The organism is Pseudomonas sp. MLB6B (assembly GCF_054508135.1).
The window spans coordinates 3,627,949-3,644,875 of the sequence record NZ_CP199313.1; the positions used below are offsets into that span (position 1 = coordinate 3,627,949).

Annotated in this window: 14 protein-coding genes; 4 read left to right on the plus strand and 10 right to left on the minus strand. The window is 63.4% G+C overall.

All coding sequences use genetic code 11. From position 1 onward, the window contains the following. Window positions 1–4: 4 nt before the first annotated feature. Window positions 5–2,398: a hybrid sensor histidine kinase/response regulator gene (locus ACSMEV_RS16045; protein ID WP_459206036.1), complete on the plus strand. Its 2,394-nt coding sequence runs from the start codon at window positions 5–7 to the stop codon at window positions 2,396–2,398. Window positions 2,399–2,541: 143 nt separating this feature from the next. Here ACSMEV_RS16045 and ACSMEV_RS16050 read toward each other — a convergent pair whose 3' ends face one another. The 8 genes from ACSMEV_RS16050 to ACSMEV_RS16085 all read right to left on the minus strand — a co-directional run bounded on the left by ACSMEV_RS16050 (window position 2,542) and on the right by ACSMEV_RS16085 (window position 11,883). Further along, window positions 2,542–3,690, minus strand: a complete 1,149-nt coding sequence (locus ACSMEV_RS16050; RefSeq protein ID WP_459206037.1) for a PQQ-dependent sugar dehydrogenase — start codon at window positions 3,688–3,690, stop codon at window positions 2,542–2,544. An 82-nt stretch (window positions 3,691–3,772) separates the two neighbouring features. Next, window positions 3,773–4,099, minus strand: coding sequence for a hypothetical protein (locus ACSMEV_RS16055; RefSeq protein ID WP_459206038.1), 327 nt, complete (start codon window positions 4,097–4,099; stop codon window positions 3,773–3,775). 175 nt (window positions 4,100–4,274) lie between these two features. Further along, entirely contained in the window at window positions 4,275–5,666 is a 1,392-nt protein-coding gene (gene cysG / locus ACSMEV_RS16060) for a siroheme synthase CysG (RefSeq protein WP_459206039.1), read from the minus strand. Further along, on the minus strand, window positions 5,667–6,947 hold the full coding sequence (gene serS, locus ACSMEV_RS16065; RefSeq protein ID WP_459206040.1) for a serine--tRNA ligase: 1,281 nt from the start codon (window positions 6,945–6,947) through the stop codon (window positions 5,667–5,669). It abuts the gene before it with no gap. Window positions 6,948–6,976: 29 nt separating this feature from the next. Next, window positions 6,977–7,351 carry a fluoride efflux transporter CrcB gene (gene crcB, locus ACSMEV_RS16070; protein WP_459206041.1) on the minus strand — a complete coding sequence of 125 codons (375 nt, stop codon included), beginning with the start codon at window positions 7,349–7,351 and terminating at the stop codon, window positions 6,977–6,979. Further along, window positions 7,348–8,673 (minus strand): replication-associated recombination protein A, encoded by a 1,326-nt coding sequence (locus tag ACSMEV_RS16075; protein ID WP_459206042.1) that lies wholly within the window; start codon window positions 8,671–8,673, stop codon window positions 7,348–7,350. Before ACSMEV_RS16075 ends, crcB begins: the two co-directional genes overlap by 4 nt. A 12-nt stretch (window positions 8,674–8,685) precedes the next feature. Continuing rightward, window positions 8,686–9,309, minus strand: a complete 624-nt coding sequence (gene lolA, locus ACSMEV_RS16080) for an outer membrane lipoprotein chaperone LolA (protein ID WP_313740218.1) — start codon at window positions 9,307–9,309, stop codon at window positions 8,686–8,688. A gap of 63 nt (window positions 9,310–9,372) precedes the next feature. After that, window positions 9,373–11,883 carry a DNA translocase FtsK gene (locus ACSMEV_RS16085; protein ID WP_459206043.1) on the minus strand — a complete coding sequence of 837 codons (2,511 nt, stop codon included), beginning with the start codon at window positions 11,881–11,883 and terminating at the stop codon, window positions 9,373–9,375. A 353-nt stretch (window positions 11,884–12,236) separates the two neighbouring features. Here ACSMEV_RS16085 and aat point away from each other — a divergent pair, with 353 nt between their 5' ends. From aat to infA, 3 genes are all read left to right on the plus strand, one after another. Next, window positions 12,237–12,929, plus strand: coding sequence for a leucyl/phenylalanyl-tRNA--protein transferase (gene aat / locus ACSMEV_RS16090; protein ID WP_459206044.1), 693 nt, complete (start codon window positions 12,237–12,239; stop codon window positions 12,927–12,929). A gap of 50 nt (window positions 12,930–12,979) precedes the next feature. Continuing rightward, a complete protein-coding gene (locus tag ACSMEV_RS16095; RefSeq protein WP_459206045.1) occupies window positions 12,980–13,687 on the plus strand; it encodes an arginyltransferase in 708 nt (235 codons plus the stop codon). A gap of 103 nt (window positions 13,688–13,790) precedes the next feature. After that, window positions 13,791–14,009 (plus strand): translation initiation factor IF-1, encoded by a 219-nt coding sequence (gene infA, locus ACSMEV_RS16100; protein ID WP_002553999.1) that lies wholly within the window; start codon window positions 13,791–13,793, stop codon window positions 14,007–14,009. 87 nt (window positions 14,010–14,096) lie between these two features. Here the strand turns inward: infA and clpA are convergent, their stop codons facing one another. Both clpA and clpS read right to left on the minus strand, forming a co-directional pair. Further along, a complete protein-coding gene (gene clpA, locus ACSMEV_RS16105; RefSeq protein WP_459206046.1) occupies window positions 14,097–16,367 on the minus strand; it encodes an ATP-dependent Clp protease ATP-binding subunit ClpA in 2,271 nt (756 codons plus the stop codon). A gap of 30 nt (window positions 16,368–16,397) precedes the next feature. Further along, on the minus strand, window positions 16,398–16,760 hold the full coding sequence (gene clpS, locus ACSMEV_RS16110; protein ID WP_413047078.1) for an ATP-dependent Clp protease adapter ClpS: 363 nt from the start codon (window positions 16,758–16,760) through the stop codon (window positions 16,398–16,400). Window positions 16,761–16,927: the final 167 nt, after the last annotated feature.

The window sequence follows — 16,927 nt, forward strand, 5'->3', positions numbered from 1 at the left end:
CCGGATGCAGCAGATGTCGCTGAAATTGCTGATGGTCGAAGACAGCTCGATGGACGCCGAACTGACCCTGCTACGCCTGGAGCGTAACGGCCTGCATATGCAGGCCAAGGTGGTGTTCGACCATGTCGGCGTCGAGAACGCCCTGCTCGAAGAAGATTTCGACCTGATCCTGTGCGACTGCGTACTGCCCAGTTCGTCGGGCACCCAGGTGCTGGCCATCGCCCAGCAGTTGGCCCCGGCCACACCCTTCATCTTCCTCTCCGGCATTTACGGGGAAGAACATGCGGTGGAGATGATCCGCCTGGGTGCCACCGATTACGTCTTGAAGAAAAACCTGTCGCTTTTGCCCAAGGCCGTACGCCGAGCGCTGACCGAGGTCCAGGAGCGCCAGCGGCGGCGCACGGCCGAGGAAGCGCTGGCCGACGTCGAGGCGCGCGCACGCATCGCCATCGACGCGGCCGGCATGGGCACCTGGGACTTGCGCCCTCTCGAAGGCGTCCTGCGTTGGGACGAGCGCGCCAAGGCGCTGTTCGGCCTTGCGCCGGACACCGAGCTGTCCCTGCAAGTGTTCTACGACGGCATCTATCCCGGAGACCTGGAGCAGGTCCGCGCTGCGGTCGACATGGCCATGCAGCCCGGCAGTGACGGCCAGTACCGCGCCGAATTCCGTATCGAGCGGCCTTATCACGACGAACCGCACTGGCTGCTCAGCAGCGGTCAAGCGCGCTTCGTCGATGGCGAGTGCGTGCGCTTTTCCGGGGTGATACAGGACATCCACCAGCAACGTCAGGCGACCCAGGGCCTCAAGCAGATCAACGAGATGCTGGGCGAGCGCGTCGAGCGGCGCACCCGCGAGCGCGATCGGGCTTGGGAGCTGTCCCAGGATCTGCTGGCCGTGCTCAGCAACGACCTTACGCCCGTGGCGCTCAACCCGGCGTGGGAAGCGACGCTGGGCATCAGCCGCGAGCGTCTCAGCCAGACCTCGCTGCTGGACATCATCCCCTACCCCGAGCAACAGGTGTTCGTCGATGCACTGACCGCTCTGGACCAAGGCAGCACGAGCGCGCGCTTCGTCGGGCGGGTGCAGCATGTGAGCGGCGATCAGCGCTGGCTGTCGTGGGTGGTGGTGCGCGAAGACAATATGCTCTACGTCGTGGCCCGCGACATCACCAGCGAACGCGAGTCGGCCCTGGGTCTGGTCGAGGCCAACAGCCGCCTGCGCGAACAGATCGCCGAGCGCGAACGCATCGAGGCCGCCTTGCAGCAGATGCAGCGCCTGGAGGCGGTCGGCCAGCTCACCGCAGGCGTGGCCCACGACTTCAACAATCTGCTGACGGTGATCATCACCGGCTCCAGCTTCCTGGAGCGCGACCTCAACCGCGAAGACCTGACCAAGGCCCGTTCACGCCTGCAGCACATCCGCGAAGCCGGCGAGCGCGGAGCCAAGCTTACGGCACAGTTGCTGGCATTCTCTCGGCGCCAGCGCCTGGACCCAGTCGCGCTGAACCTCAACCGCACGCTGGACGGCGTCGAGGAGCTGCTGCAACGCTCGCTGGGCGGCAACATTTCCGTGCGCCTGGACCTGGACCCGGCGCTGTGGCAGGCGATGACCGATCCGACCCAGACCGAGATGATCATTCTCAACCTGGCGATCAATGCCCGCGACGCCATGCCGGCCGGTGGCCAACTGGTGCTGATGACGCGCAACACCACGGTGCACGAGCCGGCACGCCGACCCGAGGACCCAGAACCGGGCGAGTACGTGATGCTGGCGATTCGCGATACGGGCTTTGGCATGAGCGAAGAGGTGGTGGCCAAGGTCTTCGAACCTTTCTTCACCACCAAGGACATCGGCAAGGGTTCAGGCTTGGGTCTGGCCCAGGTGTTCGGCTTCGCCAAGCAGTCCGGTGGCGGTGTGCGCATCGATACCGCGCCCGGCAAGGGCACTCAGGTCAGCGTTTACCTGCCCGCCGTACGCGAGCTGCCGGTGGTCGAGCCGACGCTGAGCACACCATTGTCGACCGACCTGGAAGACAGCGGCATGGACCGTACCGTGCTGTTGGTGGACGACGACCACTTGGTGCGCGACCTGCTCGGCGACGTGCTGCGCCAATATGGCTACCGCGTGCGTCAGGCGCACAGCGGCGAGCAGGCTCTGGCACTGCTGGACGATCAGATCGACGTGCTGCTGACCGATTTCGCCATGCCGGAATTCAATGGTGGACAATTGGCCAGCGCCGTACGCGAGCGCTTCCCGTCGTTGCCGGTGGTGTTCCTGACCGGTTATCCCGAGCTGGAGGGGCTGGATCTGCCCACCAGCCTGGTGATGCAGAAACCGGTGCAGCCGCAGGTGCTGGCCCAGGCCCTCAAGGACCTGCTGGCGGTGCCGGTACTGTGATCGCTAACGGAGTTGGCGCCTTGAGGGTTTTCTGTAAATAGACGCTTGGCCTGCCCTGGCGGCCAATGCCATGCGGGTGACAGTGATGTCACCCACGTGGCGCTGCATCAAGGCAGGCGCGATTAGGCAGCCAAACCGGTGCCCTACTGCGCCCCCAGCCCCACCTTGAGCAATGCCCCATCCTTGGCGTCGGTGAGCACGTACAGGTATCCGTCCGGCCCCACCCGCACATCGCGAATGCGCGCCTTCAGTTCGCCGAGCATGCGCTCTTCATGCACCACCTTGTCGCCCTCGAGTTGCAGGCGGATAAGCTCCTCGGTGGCCAGCGCACCGATGAACAGGTTGTGGTCCCAGGCTTTCTTGAAAGTCGGGCTGTCGTAGAACGCCATCCCGCTGATGCCGGGCGATTTCTCCCAGACGTGGTGTGGGTCTTCCATGCCGTCGACATGTTTGCCCTTCGCTTCCGGGATGGGCGTCATCGAATAGTTGATGCCGTGGGTCGCGATCGGCCAACCGTAGTTCTTGCCCGCTTCGGGAATGTTGATTTCGTCGCCTCCGCGCGGGCCATGCTCGTTGATCCAGACCTGGTCAGTCCAAGGGTTGAGCGCAGCGCCCTGAGGGTTGCGGTGGCCGAAGGACCAGATCTCGGGTTTGACGTTTTTCTGCCCTACGAACGGATTGTCTTTGGGCACCTCGCCATCGGGCAGGACACGCACTATCTTGCCCTGCAATTTGTCCAGGTCCTGGGCCGTGGGCCGCTGGTTGTTCTCGCCCAAGGCGATGAACAGGTAACCCTCACGGTCGAACACCAAGCGCGAGCCGAAGTGGTTGCCTTCGGACAGCTTTGGCGTCTGGCGGAAGATCACGTTGAAGTTCTCCAGACGGGTGCGGTCTTGCGACAACTGGCCGCGCCCCACGGCGGTGCCGGCCTTGCCGTCTTCACCGACCTCGGCGAACGACAGGTAGACTGTGCGGTCCTTGGGGAAACTTGGCGACAGCACCACGTCCAGCAACCCGCCCTGCCCTTCGTACCACACCTTTGGCACGCCGGAGATGGCCGGTCCTACTTGGCCATCGGCGTTGACGATGCGCAAATTGCCGGGCCGTTCGGTGACCAACATGTCCTTGCCTCCAGGCAGGAAGGCCAGCGCCCAGGGATGGCGCAGGCCTTCGGCGACGGTGTCGATGGTCAGCTCGCCCTCTTCACTGGGCAGGCGCTGCTGGTCGGCCGCGTGCGCTAGCAAGGGGAGCAGGGCGGCGGCGGTCAGGGTGAGTAAAAAGCGTCGGGGCATGTTCGGTTCCTTCCAGTAGTGGAAACGGGCAATGGTCAGTAATAGCCGAAGCGGACGACCTTCGAAGCGTGCGAGCGGTCGATCAGGGGGTGCGCCGGGTATCGCGGGGCGAGCGTGAAGGTTCGAAGTTGGGCGTCTGTTGCTGGCGACGCAGGTTGTCGCCGTTACCGATACCGCGGTTCTCCAGGGTGGGCGGCGTGAGGCGTGGCACGGTGGAGGGCACCCGCACTGGAGGCGTGGCGGGCACACTGCCTTGCTGGCTGTTGGGATTGGCGCGTTGGATCGGGCTGTTGTACGGATTGGCGGCCGGTACCTGGGTGCGCGCGGCGGGCACCGCAGCGGCATGCGCCAGGATCGGGGCGCTTAGCAGCAGACTGAATAGTACGGCTGAAAGTGTTGTACGACGCATACTCCACCTCGTGTACGAAGATTCGTGATCAAGGCTTGGAGGGCTGGAATGGCGCCAGGTTCGTTACAAAGGATTCGACGTGCCGACGACGATGATTCGCGATGTTTCCAAGAGCACTGGCAACGCACCCCTGCCGCCTCGTCGAAGCGATGACAGCAAGGGCTACGCATACCATCTAGTGCTGCTCGGCACCCTCGAACCAGGCCAGCTTCTCACGAAGTTTGACCACCTCGCCGACGATCACCAAGGTCGGCGCGTGCACTTCATGGCGCGCGACCAATGCAGGCAAGTCCGCCAGCGTGCCGGTGAACACCCGCTGGTTGCGTGTGGTGCCCTGCTGCACCAAGGCTGCTGGGGTATCGGCGGCGCGGCCGTGGGCGATCAGCTCGGCGCATATGGCCGGCAGACCCACCAGGCCCATGTAGAACACCAGGGTCTGATTGGGCGCGACCAGGTCACGCCATGGCAGGTTGCTGCTGCCATCTTTCAGATGGCCGGTGACGAAACGTACCGACTGGGCGTGGTCACGGTGGGTCAGCGGAATGCCGGCGTAGGTCGAACAGCCGCTGGCGGCGGTGATGCCCGGCACCACTTGGAAGGGAATGCCATGCTCGGCCAGTTCTTCGATCTCTTCGCCACCGCGACCGAAGATGAACGGGTCGCCACCCTTCAGGCGCAGCACGCGTTTGCCCTGGCTGGCCAGCTCGACCAACAGGCGGTTGATCTGGTCCTGCGGCACGGCATGCTCGGCGCGGCGTTTACCGACATAGATACGTTCGGCGTCGCGTCGGCACATGTCGATGATCGCCGGCGCCACCAGGCGATCGTACAACACCACGTCGGCCTGCTGCATCAGGCGCAAGGCACGGAAGGTCAGCAGGTCGGGGTCGCCAGGGCCGGCGCCGACCAGATACACCTCGCCGCCTTGCTGGGCCGGTGCGCCTTCGACCTTGTCGCGCAGCATGCGCTCGGCTTCGGCGCCCTGCCCAGCTAGTTGCCGCTCGGCGATCGGGCCTTGGAAGACCTCTTCCCAGAACCCGCGGCGCTGGTTGACGTCTGGATAGAGCGCCTTGACGCGGTGGCGAAAACGCGCCGCGAGCCCGGCCAGTTCGCCGTAGGCCGCTGGAATCCAGGTTTCCAGCTTGGCGCGAATCAGGCGAGCCAAGACTGGTGCGTCGCCGCCACTGGACACCGCCACCACCAAGGGCGAGCGGTCGACGATGGCAGGAAAGATCACGGTGCACAGGGCCGGCGCGTCCACCACGTTGACCGGCAGGCTGAGGGCCTGGGCGTCGTGGGATACCTGCGCGTTGAGCTGGGTATCGTCGGTGGCGGCGATCACCAACCGGCAACCGTGCAGGTCGTCGGCCGCGTAGCCGCGCAGACGGATTTCGCCGCCACCGGCATCGACCATCTCGCGCAACTGCGCATCGACCACAGGGGCTACCACGCGCAGCTCGGCACCGGCGTCGGCCAGCAGGCGTGCCTTGCGCAAGGCGATCTCGCCACCGCCGACGACCAGTACACGCCCGCCCTGCAGCTTGTGGAACAGCGGCAGGTAATCCATTTAGCGGATGACCTCGACACCTGCCATGTACGGCTTGAGCACCTCGGGTACGCGGATCGAACCGTCGGCCTGCTGATAGTTCTCCAGAACCGCGACCAGGGTACGGCCTACCGCCAGACCCGAACCGTTGAGGGTATGCACCAGCTCCGGTTTGCCGGTCTCCGGATTGCGCCAGCGTGCGCCCATGCGCCGGGCCTGGAAGTCGCCGCAGTTGGAGCAGGAGCTGATTTCGCGGTACTTGCCTTGGCTCGGCACCCACACTTCCAGGTCGTAGGTCTTCACGGCGCTGAAGCCCATGTCGCCCGTGCACAAGGCCAGCACCCGGTACGGCAATTCCAGGGCCTGCAACACGCGCTCGGCATTGGCGGTCAAGCCTTCCAGCGCTTCCATGGACGTGGCGGGCGCGACCACCTGGACCATTTCGACTTTGTCGAACTGGTGCTGACGGATCATGCCGCGCGTATCGCGACCCGAAGCGCCGGCCTCGCTGCGGAAGCACGGCGTGTGCGCGACGAGCTTGAGCGGCAGTTGCTTGGCGTCGAGGATTTCGCCAGCGACCAGGTTGGTCAACGACACTTCGGCGGTAGGAATCAGGTAGAAGTCGGCCTCGCCTTCACGGCTGATCTTGAACAGGTCTTCTTCGAACTTGGGCAACTGGCCGGTGCCCTGCAAAGCTGGAGCTTGCACCAGGTAGGGCGTGTAGGCCTCTTCGTAGCCGTGCTCGCTGGTGTGCAGGTTGATCATGAACTGCGCCAGGGCACGGTGCAGGCGGGCGATCGGCCCACGCAGTACGGCGAAGCGGGCGCCCGACAGCTTGGCGGCGGCTTCGAAATCCAGACCACCGCTGACTTCGCCCAGGGCGACATGGTCCTTGACGTCGAAGTCGAATTGGGCCGGCGTGCCCCAGCGGCGCACCTCGACGTTGCCGTCTTCGTCGGCGCCGACCGGTACGCTGGCGTCGGGCAGGTTGGGCAGGGTGAGCAGCAAGCCGTCCAGCTCGGCCTGGATGCCGTCCAGCTCGGCCTTGCCTTCGGCCAGTTCAGCGGCCATGCGCTCGACGTCGGCCATCAGCGGCGCGATGTCTTCGCCCTTGGCCTTGGCGTGGCCGATGGACTTGGAACGCGCGTTGCGCTCGGCCTGCAGGTGTTCGGTGCGGGTCTGCACCGACTTGCGGCGTTCTTCCAGCGATTCGATGCGCGCGACATCCAGGCTGAAGCCACGGGTGGACAGGCGGTCCGCCACGTCCTGGAGTTGGCCGCGTAGCAGTTTGGCATCGAGCATAGCGTTCTCTCGTTATGTAATAGGTTGGTTCAAATTCGGGTCAGGGCCAGGCCGGCCCAGGTCGCTAGCAGCCCACCCATGACGCTGAGGACGGCATAGCCGAGCGCCATGGGGACTTGCCCGCTCTCGAGCAGACGCACGGTGTCCAGTGAAAAAGACGAAAAGGTCGTCAGACCACCGAGAAAGCCGACGATCAGTCCGGCGCGCAATTCTACCGGCACCGACGGCTTGAGCAGAAACAAGCCGTACAGCAGGCCGATCAGCAGGCAACCTACCAGGTTGACCGCCAACGTACCGAGGTAGAAGTGACGTGGCCAATTAGCCAGCACCCATTGACTGGTCGCGAAGCGCAACAGTGTACCGGCGATACCGCCGGCGGCAACGGCTGCGATGAGGGTAATCATGGTTTTCTCCGCTGGCGAGGGCTGGTGCGGTCGAGATCTGCAAGGTGACGCAGCTTCTCGCCGATCTTCAATTCCAGGCCTCGCGGCACCGGCTGGTAATAGGGGCGAGGCGGCAATTGCTCGGGAAAGTAGTCTTCACCGGCGGCATAGGCGTCAGGCTCGTCGTGGGCGTAACGGTATTCGTCGCCGTAGCCGAGCTGCTTCATCAACTTGGTCGGCGCGTTGCGCAGATGCAGCGGCACCTCCAGCGAGCCGTGTTCGGCAGCCTCGCGCAGGGCGCTCTTGAAGCCGCTGTACACCGCGTTGCTCTTGGGCGCGCAGGCCAGATAGGTGATGGCCTGCGCCACCGCCAACTCGCCTTCGGGGCTGCCCAGGCGCTCCTGTACGTCCCAGGCGGCCAGGCACAGGCTCAACGCTCGAGGGTCGGCGTTGCCGATGTCTTCGCTGGCCATGCGCACCACACGCCGGGCGATGTAGAGCGGGTCGCAGCCACCGTCGAGCATGCGCGCATACCAGTACAGCGAGGCATCGGGGTTGGAGCCGCGCACCGACTTGTGCAGTGCGGAGATCTGGTCGTAGAACGCCTCGCCGCCTTTGTCGAAGCGGCGTCGGCTGTCACCCAGCAGGCTTTGCAGCATCTGGGTATCGATACTTTCGCCGTCTTCGGCGAGGTCTGCGGCGTTCTCGAGGAAATTGAGCATGCGCCGGCCATCGCCATCGGCAGCGGCCAAGAGCATCTGAAACGCCTCGTCGCTGACGCTGAGGCGACGCTTGCCCAAGCCACGCTCCTCGTTCAGAGCGCGGTCGACCAATTGGCGCAGGGCGGTTTCATCGAGGCTCTTGAGCACGTAGACCCGTGCCCGCGACAGCAGCGCGTTGTTCAGCTCGAACGATGGGTTTTCGGTCGTGGCGCCGATGAAGATCAGCGTGCCGTCTTCGACGAAGGGCAGGAAGGCATCTTGCTGGGACTTGTTGAAGCGGTGTACTTCGTCGACGAACAGGATGGTGCGCCGGCCGTACTGGGCCGCCTGTTGGCGGGCCACTTCAACGGCCTGGCGAATTTCCTTGACCCCCGCCAGCACCGCGGAAACCGTTTCGAAATGCGCATCGCAAAACTGCGCCAACAGCCGCGCCAAGGTGGTCTTGCCCACCCCCGGAGGCCCCCAGAAGATCATCGAATGCAAGGCGCCCTGCTCCAGGGCTTCGCGCAGCGGCTTGCCCCGCGCCAGCAGATGCGCTTGACCGACGTATTCGTCCAGGTTGGTCGCACGCATGCGCGCGGCCAGCGGCTGGGCGACGGGTTCGTTTCGAAACAGGTCCATGGCGGGATCAGGTCACTCCTGGATGATGTCGGCACCTTTCGGAACATCGAAACGGAAGCGGCTGTCGGGTACCGGCTGGTTGGCTTTTACGCCGTTGAACAGGATGTTGGTGCGCTGGCCGACGCTGTCGATCAGTTGCATGTCGTTGATCAGCCCCTTGCGGAACGACACGCGCAGAGAATCGAACAAGGTGTCCTTGGTCTTGGGCTTGAGGGTGAAGTCCATCACTTCGCCCTGCTCCTTCGACGTGATGTCGAAGCTCTGGCTGATCTTGGAGACGTCACCGGACAGCAACAGCGCCGGCGTCTGGTTCAGGCGCACATCGAGCTTCTTGATCGTGGCCTGTTCCAGGTCCGGGTCCCACAGGGTGACCTTCTGGCCGTCGGAAACCACCACCTGTTCCTGCGGCGCATCGGTGTGCCAGTAGAACAGGCCGGGGCGTTTGACCGTCATCTTGCCCGTGGTCTCCTGCAAGCTGGTACCGCTGGCGTCGAGGGTCAGCTGGGAGAAGGTGGCGTCGATGGTCTGCGACTTCTCCAGCAACTGGGTCAGGCGGGCGACGTCCTGCTCAGCGGCCAGGGCAGGCAGAGCGGCGGCGGTCAGGGCAGAAACCAACAGCATGCGAATCGCGCGCATGGAAATCCTCGTCAAACAATGAATGGGCCCGGCACCCATCGGAAGTGCCAGGCGGGTTGATCATCAATCGCGCGGGCCGCCCGGCGCAATCACTTCCCGCGAACCGTTGCTGTTCATGGGCGTGACCACACCGGCCATTTCCATGGATTCGATCATGCGCGCGGCGCGGTTGTAACCGATCTTGAGCTTGCGCTGCACGGCGGAGATGGAAGCGCGGCGGCTTTCCAGCACGAACTGTACGGCTTCGTCGTAGAGCGCGTCGGTCTCGGCATCGTCGTCGCTGCTGCCGCCACCGCCGTCGAAGCCGCTGCCGGCCTCCTCGACGCCATTGAGGATGTCGTCGTTGTAGTCCGGTGCGCCGCGCAGCTTCCAGGCCTCGACCACACGGTGCACTTCATCGTCGGAGACGAAGGCGCCGTGCACGCGGATCGGCAGGCTGGTGCCCGGCGGCATGTAGAGCATGTCGCCATGGCCGAGCAACTGCTCGGCGCCGCCCTGGTCGATGATGGTGCGCGAGTCGATCTTGCTGGAAACCTGGAAGGCCATGCGTGTGGGAATGTTGGCCTTGATCAGGCCGGTGATCACATCCACCGACGGCCGCTGGGTAGCGAGAATCAGGTGGATACCGGCCGCACGCGCCTTCTGCGCGATACGGGCGATCAGTTCTTCGACCTTCTTGCCGACGATCATCATCATGTCGGCGAACTCGTCGACCACCACCACGATGGTCGGCAGCGTGCTCAGGCTCGGCGGCTCGTCGTCCATGCTCTCGCGGCGGTACAGCGGGTCATGGATGACCTCGCCGGCGGCTTCGGCATCCTTGATCTTGCGGTTGAAGCCGGCCAGGTTACGCACACCCATGGCCGCCATCAGCTTGTAGCGCCGCTCCATCTCGGCGACGCTCCAGCGCAGGGCGTTGGCGGCGTCCTTCATGTCGGTGACCACTGGGCATAGCAGGTGCGGGATACCTTCGTAGATCGACAGTTCGAGCATCTTCGGGTCGATCATGATCAGCCGCGCGTCTTCCGGCCCGGACTTGAACAGGATCGACAGGATCATCGCGTTCACGCCCACCGACTTACCGGAACCGGTGGTACCGGCGACCAGCAGGTGCGGCATCTTGGCCAGGTCGGTGATGACCGGCTTGCCGCCGATGTCATGGCCGAGCGCCAGGGCGACCGGGGAAGTGGATTCGTCGAACTGGGCCGCCGACAACACTTCGGAGAAGCGCACCATCTGCCGGTTGTCGTTGGGAATCTCGATACCGACGGTGGTCTTGCCGGGAATGACTTCGACCACGCGCACGCTGGTCACCGCCAACGAGCGCGCCAGGTCCTTGGCCAGGTTGGCGATGCGGCTGACTTTCACGCCGGCCGCAGGCTGGATCTCATAACGGGTGATGACAGGGCCTGGGTGGATGGAGTCGACAGTGACCTCCACGCCAAATTCCTTGAGCTTGACTTCCAGCAAGTTGCCGACGCCGGCCAGGGATTCAGGCGAATACTCGATTTTCTTCTCTTCGGCCGGATCGAGAATCGAGATCGGCGGCAGCGTGCCTTGGACGGCGCTGTCGACGAACTGCTGAGCAGGCTTCTCCGCTACGTGCCGCTTGACCGGTTCAGGCGTCCTGGCCGGCTCTTTGGCGGCGGGCGGCATGATGACCGGCGCTGGCCGGGTTTCGCGCGGTGCGCTGGGTTCGGGCAAGACAACGGGCCTGGCAGGCGCGGCAAGCGGCGCGGGTGCGGCAACTGGCGCAGGTGCGGCGGATGCAGCGGCAGGCGCTGGCGCCGCAGGCGGCGAAACCAGTGCCGGCTCGCGCTCGACCACGCGCTCGCGGGCCTTCACCGGCTCGCGTTTGACCGGCGCGGCGGTCAGTACAGGTTCGTCGACTTCGCGCAACTGCGCGACCAGGCGTTTGCGCTCGTTGCGCGCCTCCCACCAGCTGCTGGCAGCGCCTTGCACCAGCTCGAAGAGGTCGAGGGTGAGCTTGCCAGTCATGTCCATCACCTTGAACCACGACAGGTCGGTGAACACGGTCAGGCCGAACAGGAACAGGGCGATGAACACCAAGGTGCTGCCCTGCACGTTAAGCAGGCTACGTGCCAGTTCGCCCAAGCCTTCGCCCAGCGCACCCCCGGCTGCGAACGGCAGGTTGGCCGAAGGATGGAAGTGGATGTGCGCGAGCGCCGCGCCCGACAGCACGAGAAACACCAAGCCGATCAGACGCCAGGACACCAGCCAGCCGCTCCACTGCCAGGGCTGGTGGCGCTCGCGGAAAATCTGCCAGGTCTTGATGGCCAGCAACAAGGGGAAGATGTAGGCGAAGTAGCCCAGAACCATGAACATCACGTCGGCCAGATACGCCCCGGCTCGGCCGGCGGCGTTCTGCACTTGATCGACGGTGCTGGTATGGGTGAAGCCCGGATCGGCCGCATCGAAGGTCAGCAGCGCCATCCATAGATAGAGGCACAGCGCGCCGACGGCGATCAGCGCACCTTCCTTGAGCCGGTAATGCATTTGCTGGCGCCACTCGGGCACGGGCAAGGGGGTCGGGGTTGCGGTGGTCTTTTTCAAAACGCCTGTATCCTGCGCGTACTGCGCGTCCGATAGTGTTCAGCCGGACACTGGCCAAGGGTCACTACGTTTAACGTTCAACATTACCGATCCGTGTCTGCCGTGGCAGGTGCCCCGGGAGCAGGCACGTGGGAACGGTTTCCAATGCGCCAATTTGAGCACGCATTGTCTTGCGTGACAAAGGCTTATGCTGTGTTTTTGCACAGGTGTGACAGCAAATGTGCCCAATGGTGCCAGTTGCCCCTGCTGTGTAGGAAAAAACCGCGTCACAGAGCCTTGCGCACAACCGTTGACCGCTTCGTCCGACCTCGCCATGCTGGGCTTTCCTCCCCTCCCCTGCCGTTGCGACCCCCATGCTGACCTGGCTCAACCGCGACACCCTGACCTTCCCAGCGCTGCCCAAGGCGCTGCGCGAACCCAACGGTTTATTGGCCGCCGGCGGCGATCTCAGCCCCGAGCGCCTTATCGCCGCCTACCGCCACGGCTGCTTCCCCTGGTACCAGGACGGTCAACCGATCCTCTGGTGGTCGCCGGACCCGCGCACCGTGCTGCTGCCCGATGAGTTACGGGTTTCGCGCTCGCTGGCCAAGCTGATGCGCCAGGGCCGCTACCGGGTCTCGTTCGACACCGACTTCGCTGCCGTCATCAGCGCGTGCGCCGCGCCCCGCACCTATGCCGACGGCACTTGGATCACCGAACCGATGCAAGCCGCCTACCGCGAGCTGCACGCGCGCGGCATCGCCCATTCAGTGGAAGTACGCGCAGAGGGCGAGCTGGTGGGCGGGCTTTATGGCCTGGCGATCGGCAAGCTGTTTTTTGGCGAATCGATGTTCAGCCGCGCCGACAATGCTTCCAAAGTAGGCTTCGCCACCTTGGTGCAGCAGTTGCGCGCAGCCGGTTTCGTGCTGATCGACTGCCAGATGCCGTCACAACACCTGCACAGCTTTGGCGCCCGCGCCATCACTCGGCAGCGATTCGCCGAATACCTCGAGCAATACCTCGACCAGCCCAACGGGATGCGCTGGCTTGACGCTGCGCAGGCTTGACGGCTGGCGTACACTTACAGGCAATACGCCATAACCGCAAGGGGTTGATCATGACCGAGCTGGCACGCCTGAGGTTCTATGCCACTCAGCCGCACACCTGCAGCTACCTGCCGGACGAACAGGCCACGACGCTGTTTCTCGACCCCAGCCAGCCGATGGACCTGGACGTCTACGCCGACCTTTCCGAGATGGGCTTCAGGCGCAGCGGCGATCACCTCTACCGCCCCCATTGCCAGCAGTGCAGCGCTTGCGTGCCAGCGCGCATTCCCGTGGCCCGCTTCATTCCCAACCGTCAGCAGCGCCGCATCCTGACGCGCAATCAGGATCTGCGTGTCACCGCCGTACGGCCTACCTTTAGCGAAGAATATTTCGATCTCTACCGGCGCTATATCGAACAGCGTCATGCCGATGGCGACATGTTCCCTCCCAGCCGCGAGCAGTTTTCCACGTTCCTGGTCCGCGACTTGCCGTTCTGCCGCTTCTACGAATTCCGCCTCGACGATCGCTTGCTGGCCATCGCCGTCTGCGACCTGCTGCCCAATGGCCTATCGGCCGTCTATACCTTTTACGAACCGAACGAAGAACGGCGCAGCCTGGGCCGCTACGCCATTCTTTGGCAAGTCGGCGAAACGCTGCGCCAGGGACTGGAGGCGGTTTACCTGGGCTACTGGATCAAGAACTGCAAGAAAATGAACTACAAGACGCAGTATCGGCCCATTGAACTGTTGATCAATCAGCGCTGGGTCACGCTGAATTGAAAGCAGTGGCCGCACCCACACTTTTCCGGCATAATCCACGCCACTTTTTTGCCCGCCGCCTGTGTGCGTCGAGCGTTTCACTGAATACCGAGGGCTTTACTGAATGTCGAAAGAAGACAGCTTCGAAATGGAAGGTACTGTCGTCGACACCCTGCCCAACACCATGTTCCGCGTGGAGTTGGAAAACGGGCACGTCGTGACCGCGCACATCTCCGGAAAGATGCGCAAAAACTACATCCGCATTCTGACGGGTGACAAAGTACGGGTCGAGCTGACCCCGTACGACCTGAGCAAGGGCCGCATCACCTACCGCGCCCGCTAAGCTTCAGGTAAAAAAAGCCCGGCCATTGCGCCGGGCTTTTTCGTACCTGGGCACCTGGGATCGAACTTCCGACCCCAGGTGACGACCTTACGCGACTTCCGCCGTGGTCTCGAAATCGAAGACCAATTCGCCGTCGCGCAGCTCGACATGCACCACACCCCCGTGCTCGGACAGCTCGCCGAACAGGATCTCCTCGGCCAACGGCCGCTTGATCTTGTCCTGAATGAGGCGGGCCATGGGGCGCGCACCCATTTGCACGTCGTAACCGGAGCTGGCCAGCCACCCGCGCGCCTCGTCGCTGACTTCCAGCAACACGCGCTTGTCTTCCAGTTGCGCCTGAAGCTCGATGAGGAACTTGTCGACGATGCTCTTGATCGTCTCGTGGGAGAGACGACCGAACTGGATGATGGTGTCCAGACGGTTGCGGAACTCGGGCGTGAAGCTCTTGCGGATCACTTCCATGGCATCCGAGGCGTGGTCCTGATGGGTGAAGCCGATCGAGGCACGCGCCGCCGTTTCGGCGCCAGCGTTGGTGGTCATGATCAGGATCACGTTGCGGAAATCCGCCTTACGCCCGTTGTTATCGGTCAAGGTGCCATGGTCCATGACCTGCAACAGCAGGTTGAAGACTTCCGGGTGCGCCTTTTCGATTTCGTCGAGGAGCAGTACACAATGCGGCTGCTTGGTGATGGCCTCGGTCAACAGGCCGCCCTGATCGAAGCCGACGTACCCTGGAGGCGCACCGATCAAGCGCGAGACGGTATGCCGCTCCATGTATTCGGACATGTCGAAGCGCACCAGGTCGACCCCGAGCGCTTTGGACAACTGGCGCGCCGCTTCGGTCTTGCCGACGCCGGTAGGACCGGCGAACAGGAAGGAACCGACCGGTTTGTCGGGCGCCTTGAGCCCCGCACGGGACAACTTGATCGCCGTTGCCAAGGCATCGATGGCCGCGTCCTGACCGAATACGGTGAGTTTGAGGTCGCGCTCCAGGTTACGCAGCAGCTCCTTGTCGGAACTGGTGACGTGTTTTGGCGGAATCCGCGCGATCTTGGCCACGATGTCTTCGACCTGCGGCACATCGATGCGCTTGACGCGATTGCCCTCAGGTTGCAGGCGCTGATAGGCACCTGCCTCGTCGATCACGTCGATGGCTTTGTCCGGCATGTGCCGATCGTTGATGTAACGAGCGGCCAGCTCGGCGGCGGCACGCAATGCCTCGTCGCTGTACTCGATGTTGTGATGACTTTCAAAACGCCCTTTCAAGCCGCGCAAGATGCCGACCGTGTCCTCGACCGAGGGCTCGGAGACATCGACCTTCTGAAAGCGTCGCGCCAAGGCACGGTCTTTCTCGAAGATGCCGCGAAACTCCTGGAACGTGGTCGAGCCGATGCAGCGGATCTCTCCCGAAGACAGTAACGGCTTGAGCAGGTTGGAGGCATCCATTACACCGCCAGACGCCGCACCGGCGCCGATGATGGTATGAATCTCGTCAATGAACAGGATCGCCTGCGGGCGCTTTTTCAACTCGCCCAGCAACGCCTTGAAGCGTTTTTCGAAGTCGCCACGGTACTTGGTGCCGGCCAGCAGCGCGCCCAGGTCGAGCGAGTACACCACGCTTTGCGCCAGCAGATCAGGCACCTGGCCGTCGACGATGCGCTTGGCCAGGCCTTCGGCGATGGCGGTCTTGCCGACACCCGCCTCACCCACCAGCAACGGGTTGTTCTTGCGTCTGCGCGCTAGGATCTGCGCCACGCGCTCGACTTCCGATTCGCGCCCGACCAGGGGGTCGATACGGCCCTGACGGGCTTGCTCGTTCAAGTTGCTGGCATAGGCGTCGAGCGGATTGCTCGAGCCACTGGTTTCGCCGCCCTCTTCGTCCGACATGTCTTGCTCGCCCTCGGTGCTCGGACCATGGCCCGGTACTTTGGAAATGCCATGGGCAATGAAGTTGACGACATCGATGCGCGCCACGCTTTGTTGCTTGAGCAGGAACACGGCTTGGCTTTCCTGCTCGCTGAAGATCGCGACCAGCACATTGGCGCCAGTGACTTCACGCTTGCCGGAGCTCTGCACGTGGAACACCGCGCGCTGCAGCACGCGCTGGAAACCCAGCGTCGGTTGCGTCTCGCGATCCTCATCGTGCACGGGAATCAGTGGGGTGGTGGAATCGATGAACTCTTGCAGGTCGTGCTTGAGTTTGTCGAGATTGGCGCCGCAGGCGCGCAGAACGGTTGCAGCGGCTTCATTGTCAAGCAACGCCAACAACAGGTGCTCGACGGTCATGAACTCATGACGCTTCGAACGAGCCTCCTTGAAGGCGAGGTTGAGGGTGACTTCGAGCTCGCGGTTTAACATAGCTTCACCTCATACCCAAGTGGTCGGCGATTAACCGTCCTTCTCGATTTCACAGAGTAGCGGATGCTGGCTTTCCCGAGCGTACTGGTTGACCTGCATGGCCTTGGTTTCGGCAATGTCGCGGGTAAACAGGCCGCAGACTGCCCGCCCTTCGGTGTGGACGGTCAGCATGATCTTGGTCGCCAACTCTCGGTTCAGATTGAAAAACGTCTCGAGCACCTCGACGACGAAATCCATGGGCGTGTAGTCATCGTTGAACAAAACCACCTTGTACATCGGTGGCGCCTGCAGAGCGGGCTTGGCTTCCTCGACGGCGACACCGGAAGCGTGGTCCTCCTGCTCGTGTGGGGGATCCTGATTGAATGTTAGACGAATCTGACTGTGTGCATGCATGGAAAGAAATTCATCACATCTGCAGGTTTAAATGGAGGGTCGACCGCCCGAACAGCCCGCTCGCGCGCCGCTGAAGCGTCCTTGACTAACGGCTAAACGGTGTTACAACCAATAGAGACCACCGTGTTCGATAAAGCTCCGCGCAGTCAACCAGATTTTTTCGCAAG

What these genes read in the sequence shown, in the direction of transcription:
- ACSMEV_RS16045 (WP_459206036.1), top strand. Translation starts at nt 5, where the DNA reads ATGCAGCAGATGTCGCTGAAATTGCTGATGGTCGAAGACAGCTCGATG.
- ACSMEV_RS16050 (WP_459206037.1), bottom strand. Translation starts at nt 3,690, where the DNA reads ATGCCCCGACGCTTTTTACTCACCCTGACCGCCGCCGCCCTGCTCCCC.
- ACSMEV_RS16055 (WP_459206038.1), bottom strand. Translation starts at nt 4,099, where the DNA reads ATGCGTCGTACAACACTTTCAGCCGTACTATTCAGTCTGCTGCTAAGC.
- cysG (WP_459206039.1), bottom strand. Translation starts at nt 5,666, where the DNA reads ATGGATTACCTGCCGCTGTTCCACAAGCTGCAGGGCGGGCGTGTACTG.
- serS (WP_459206040.1), bottom strand. Translation starts at nt 6,947, where the DNA reads ATGCTCGATGCCAAACTGCTACGCGGCCAACTCCAGGACGTGGCGGAC.
- crcB (WP_459206041.1), bottom strand. Translation starts at nt 7,351, where the DNA reads ATGATTACCCTCATCGCAGCCGTTGCCGCCGGCGGTATCGCCGGTACA.
- ACSMEV_RS16075 (WP_459206042.1), bottom strand. Translation starts at nt 8,673, where the DNA reads ATGGACCTGTTTCGAAACGAACCCGTCGCCCAGCCGCTGGCCGCGCGC.
- lolA (WP_313740218.1), bottom strand. Translation starts at nt 9,309, where the DNA reads ATGCGCGCGATTCGCATGCTGTTGGTTTCTGCCCTGACCGCCGCCGCT.
- aat (WP_459206044.1), top strand. Translation starts at nt 12,237, where the DNA reads ATGCTGACCTGGCTCAACCGCGACACCCTGACCTTCCCAGCGCTGCCC.
- ACSMEV_RS16095 (WP_459206045.1), top strand. Translation starts at nt 12,980, where the DNA reads ATGACCGAGCTGGCACGCCTGAGGTTCTATGCCACTCAGCCGCACACC.
- infA (WP_002553999.1), top strand. Translation starts at nt 13,791, where the DNA reads ATGTCGAAAGAAGACAGCTTCGAAATGGAAGGTACTGTCGTCGACACC.
- clpA (WP_459206046.1), bottom strand. Translation starts at nt 16,367, where the DNA reads ATGTTAAACCGCGAGCTCGAAGTCACCCTCAACCTCGCCTTCAAGGAG.
- clpS (WP_413047078.1), bottom strand. Translation starts at nt 16,760, where the DNA reads ATGCATGCACACAGTCAGATTCGTCTAACATTCAATCAGGATCCCCCA.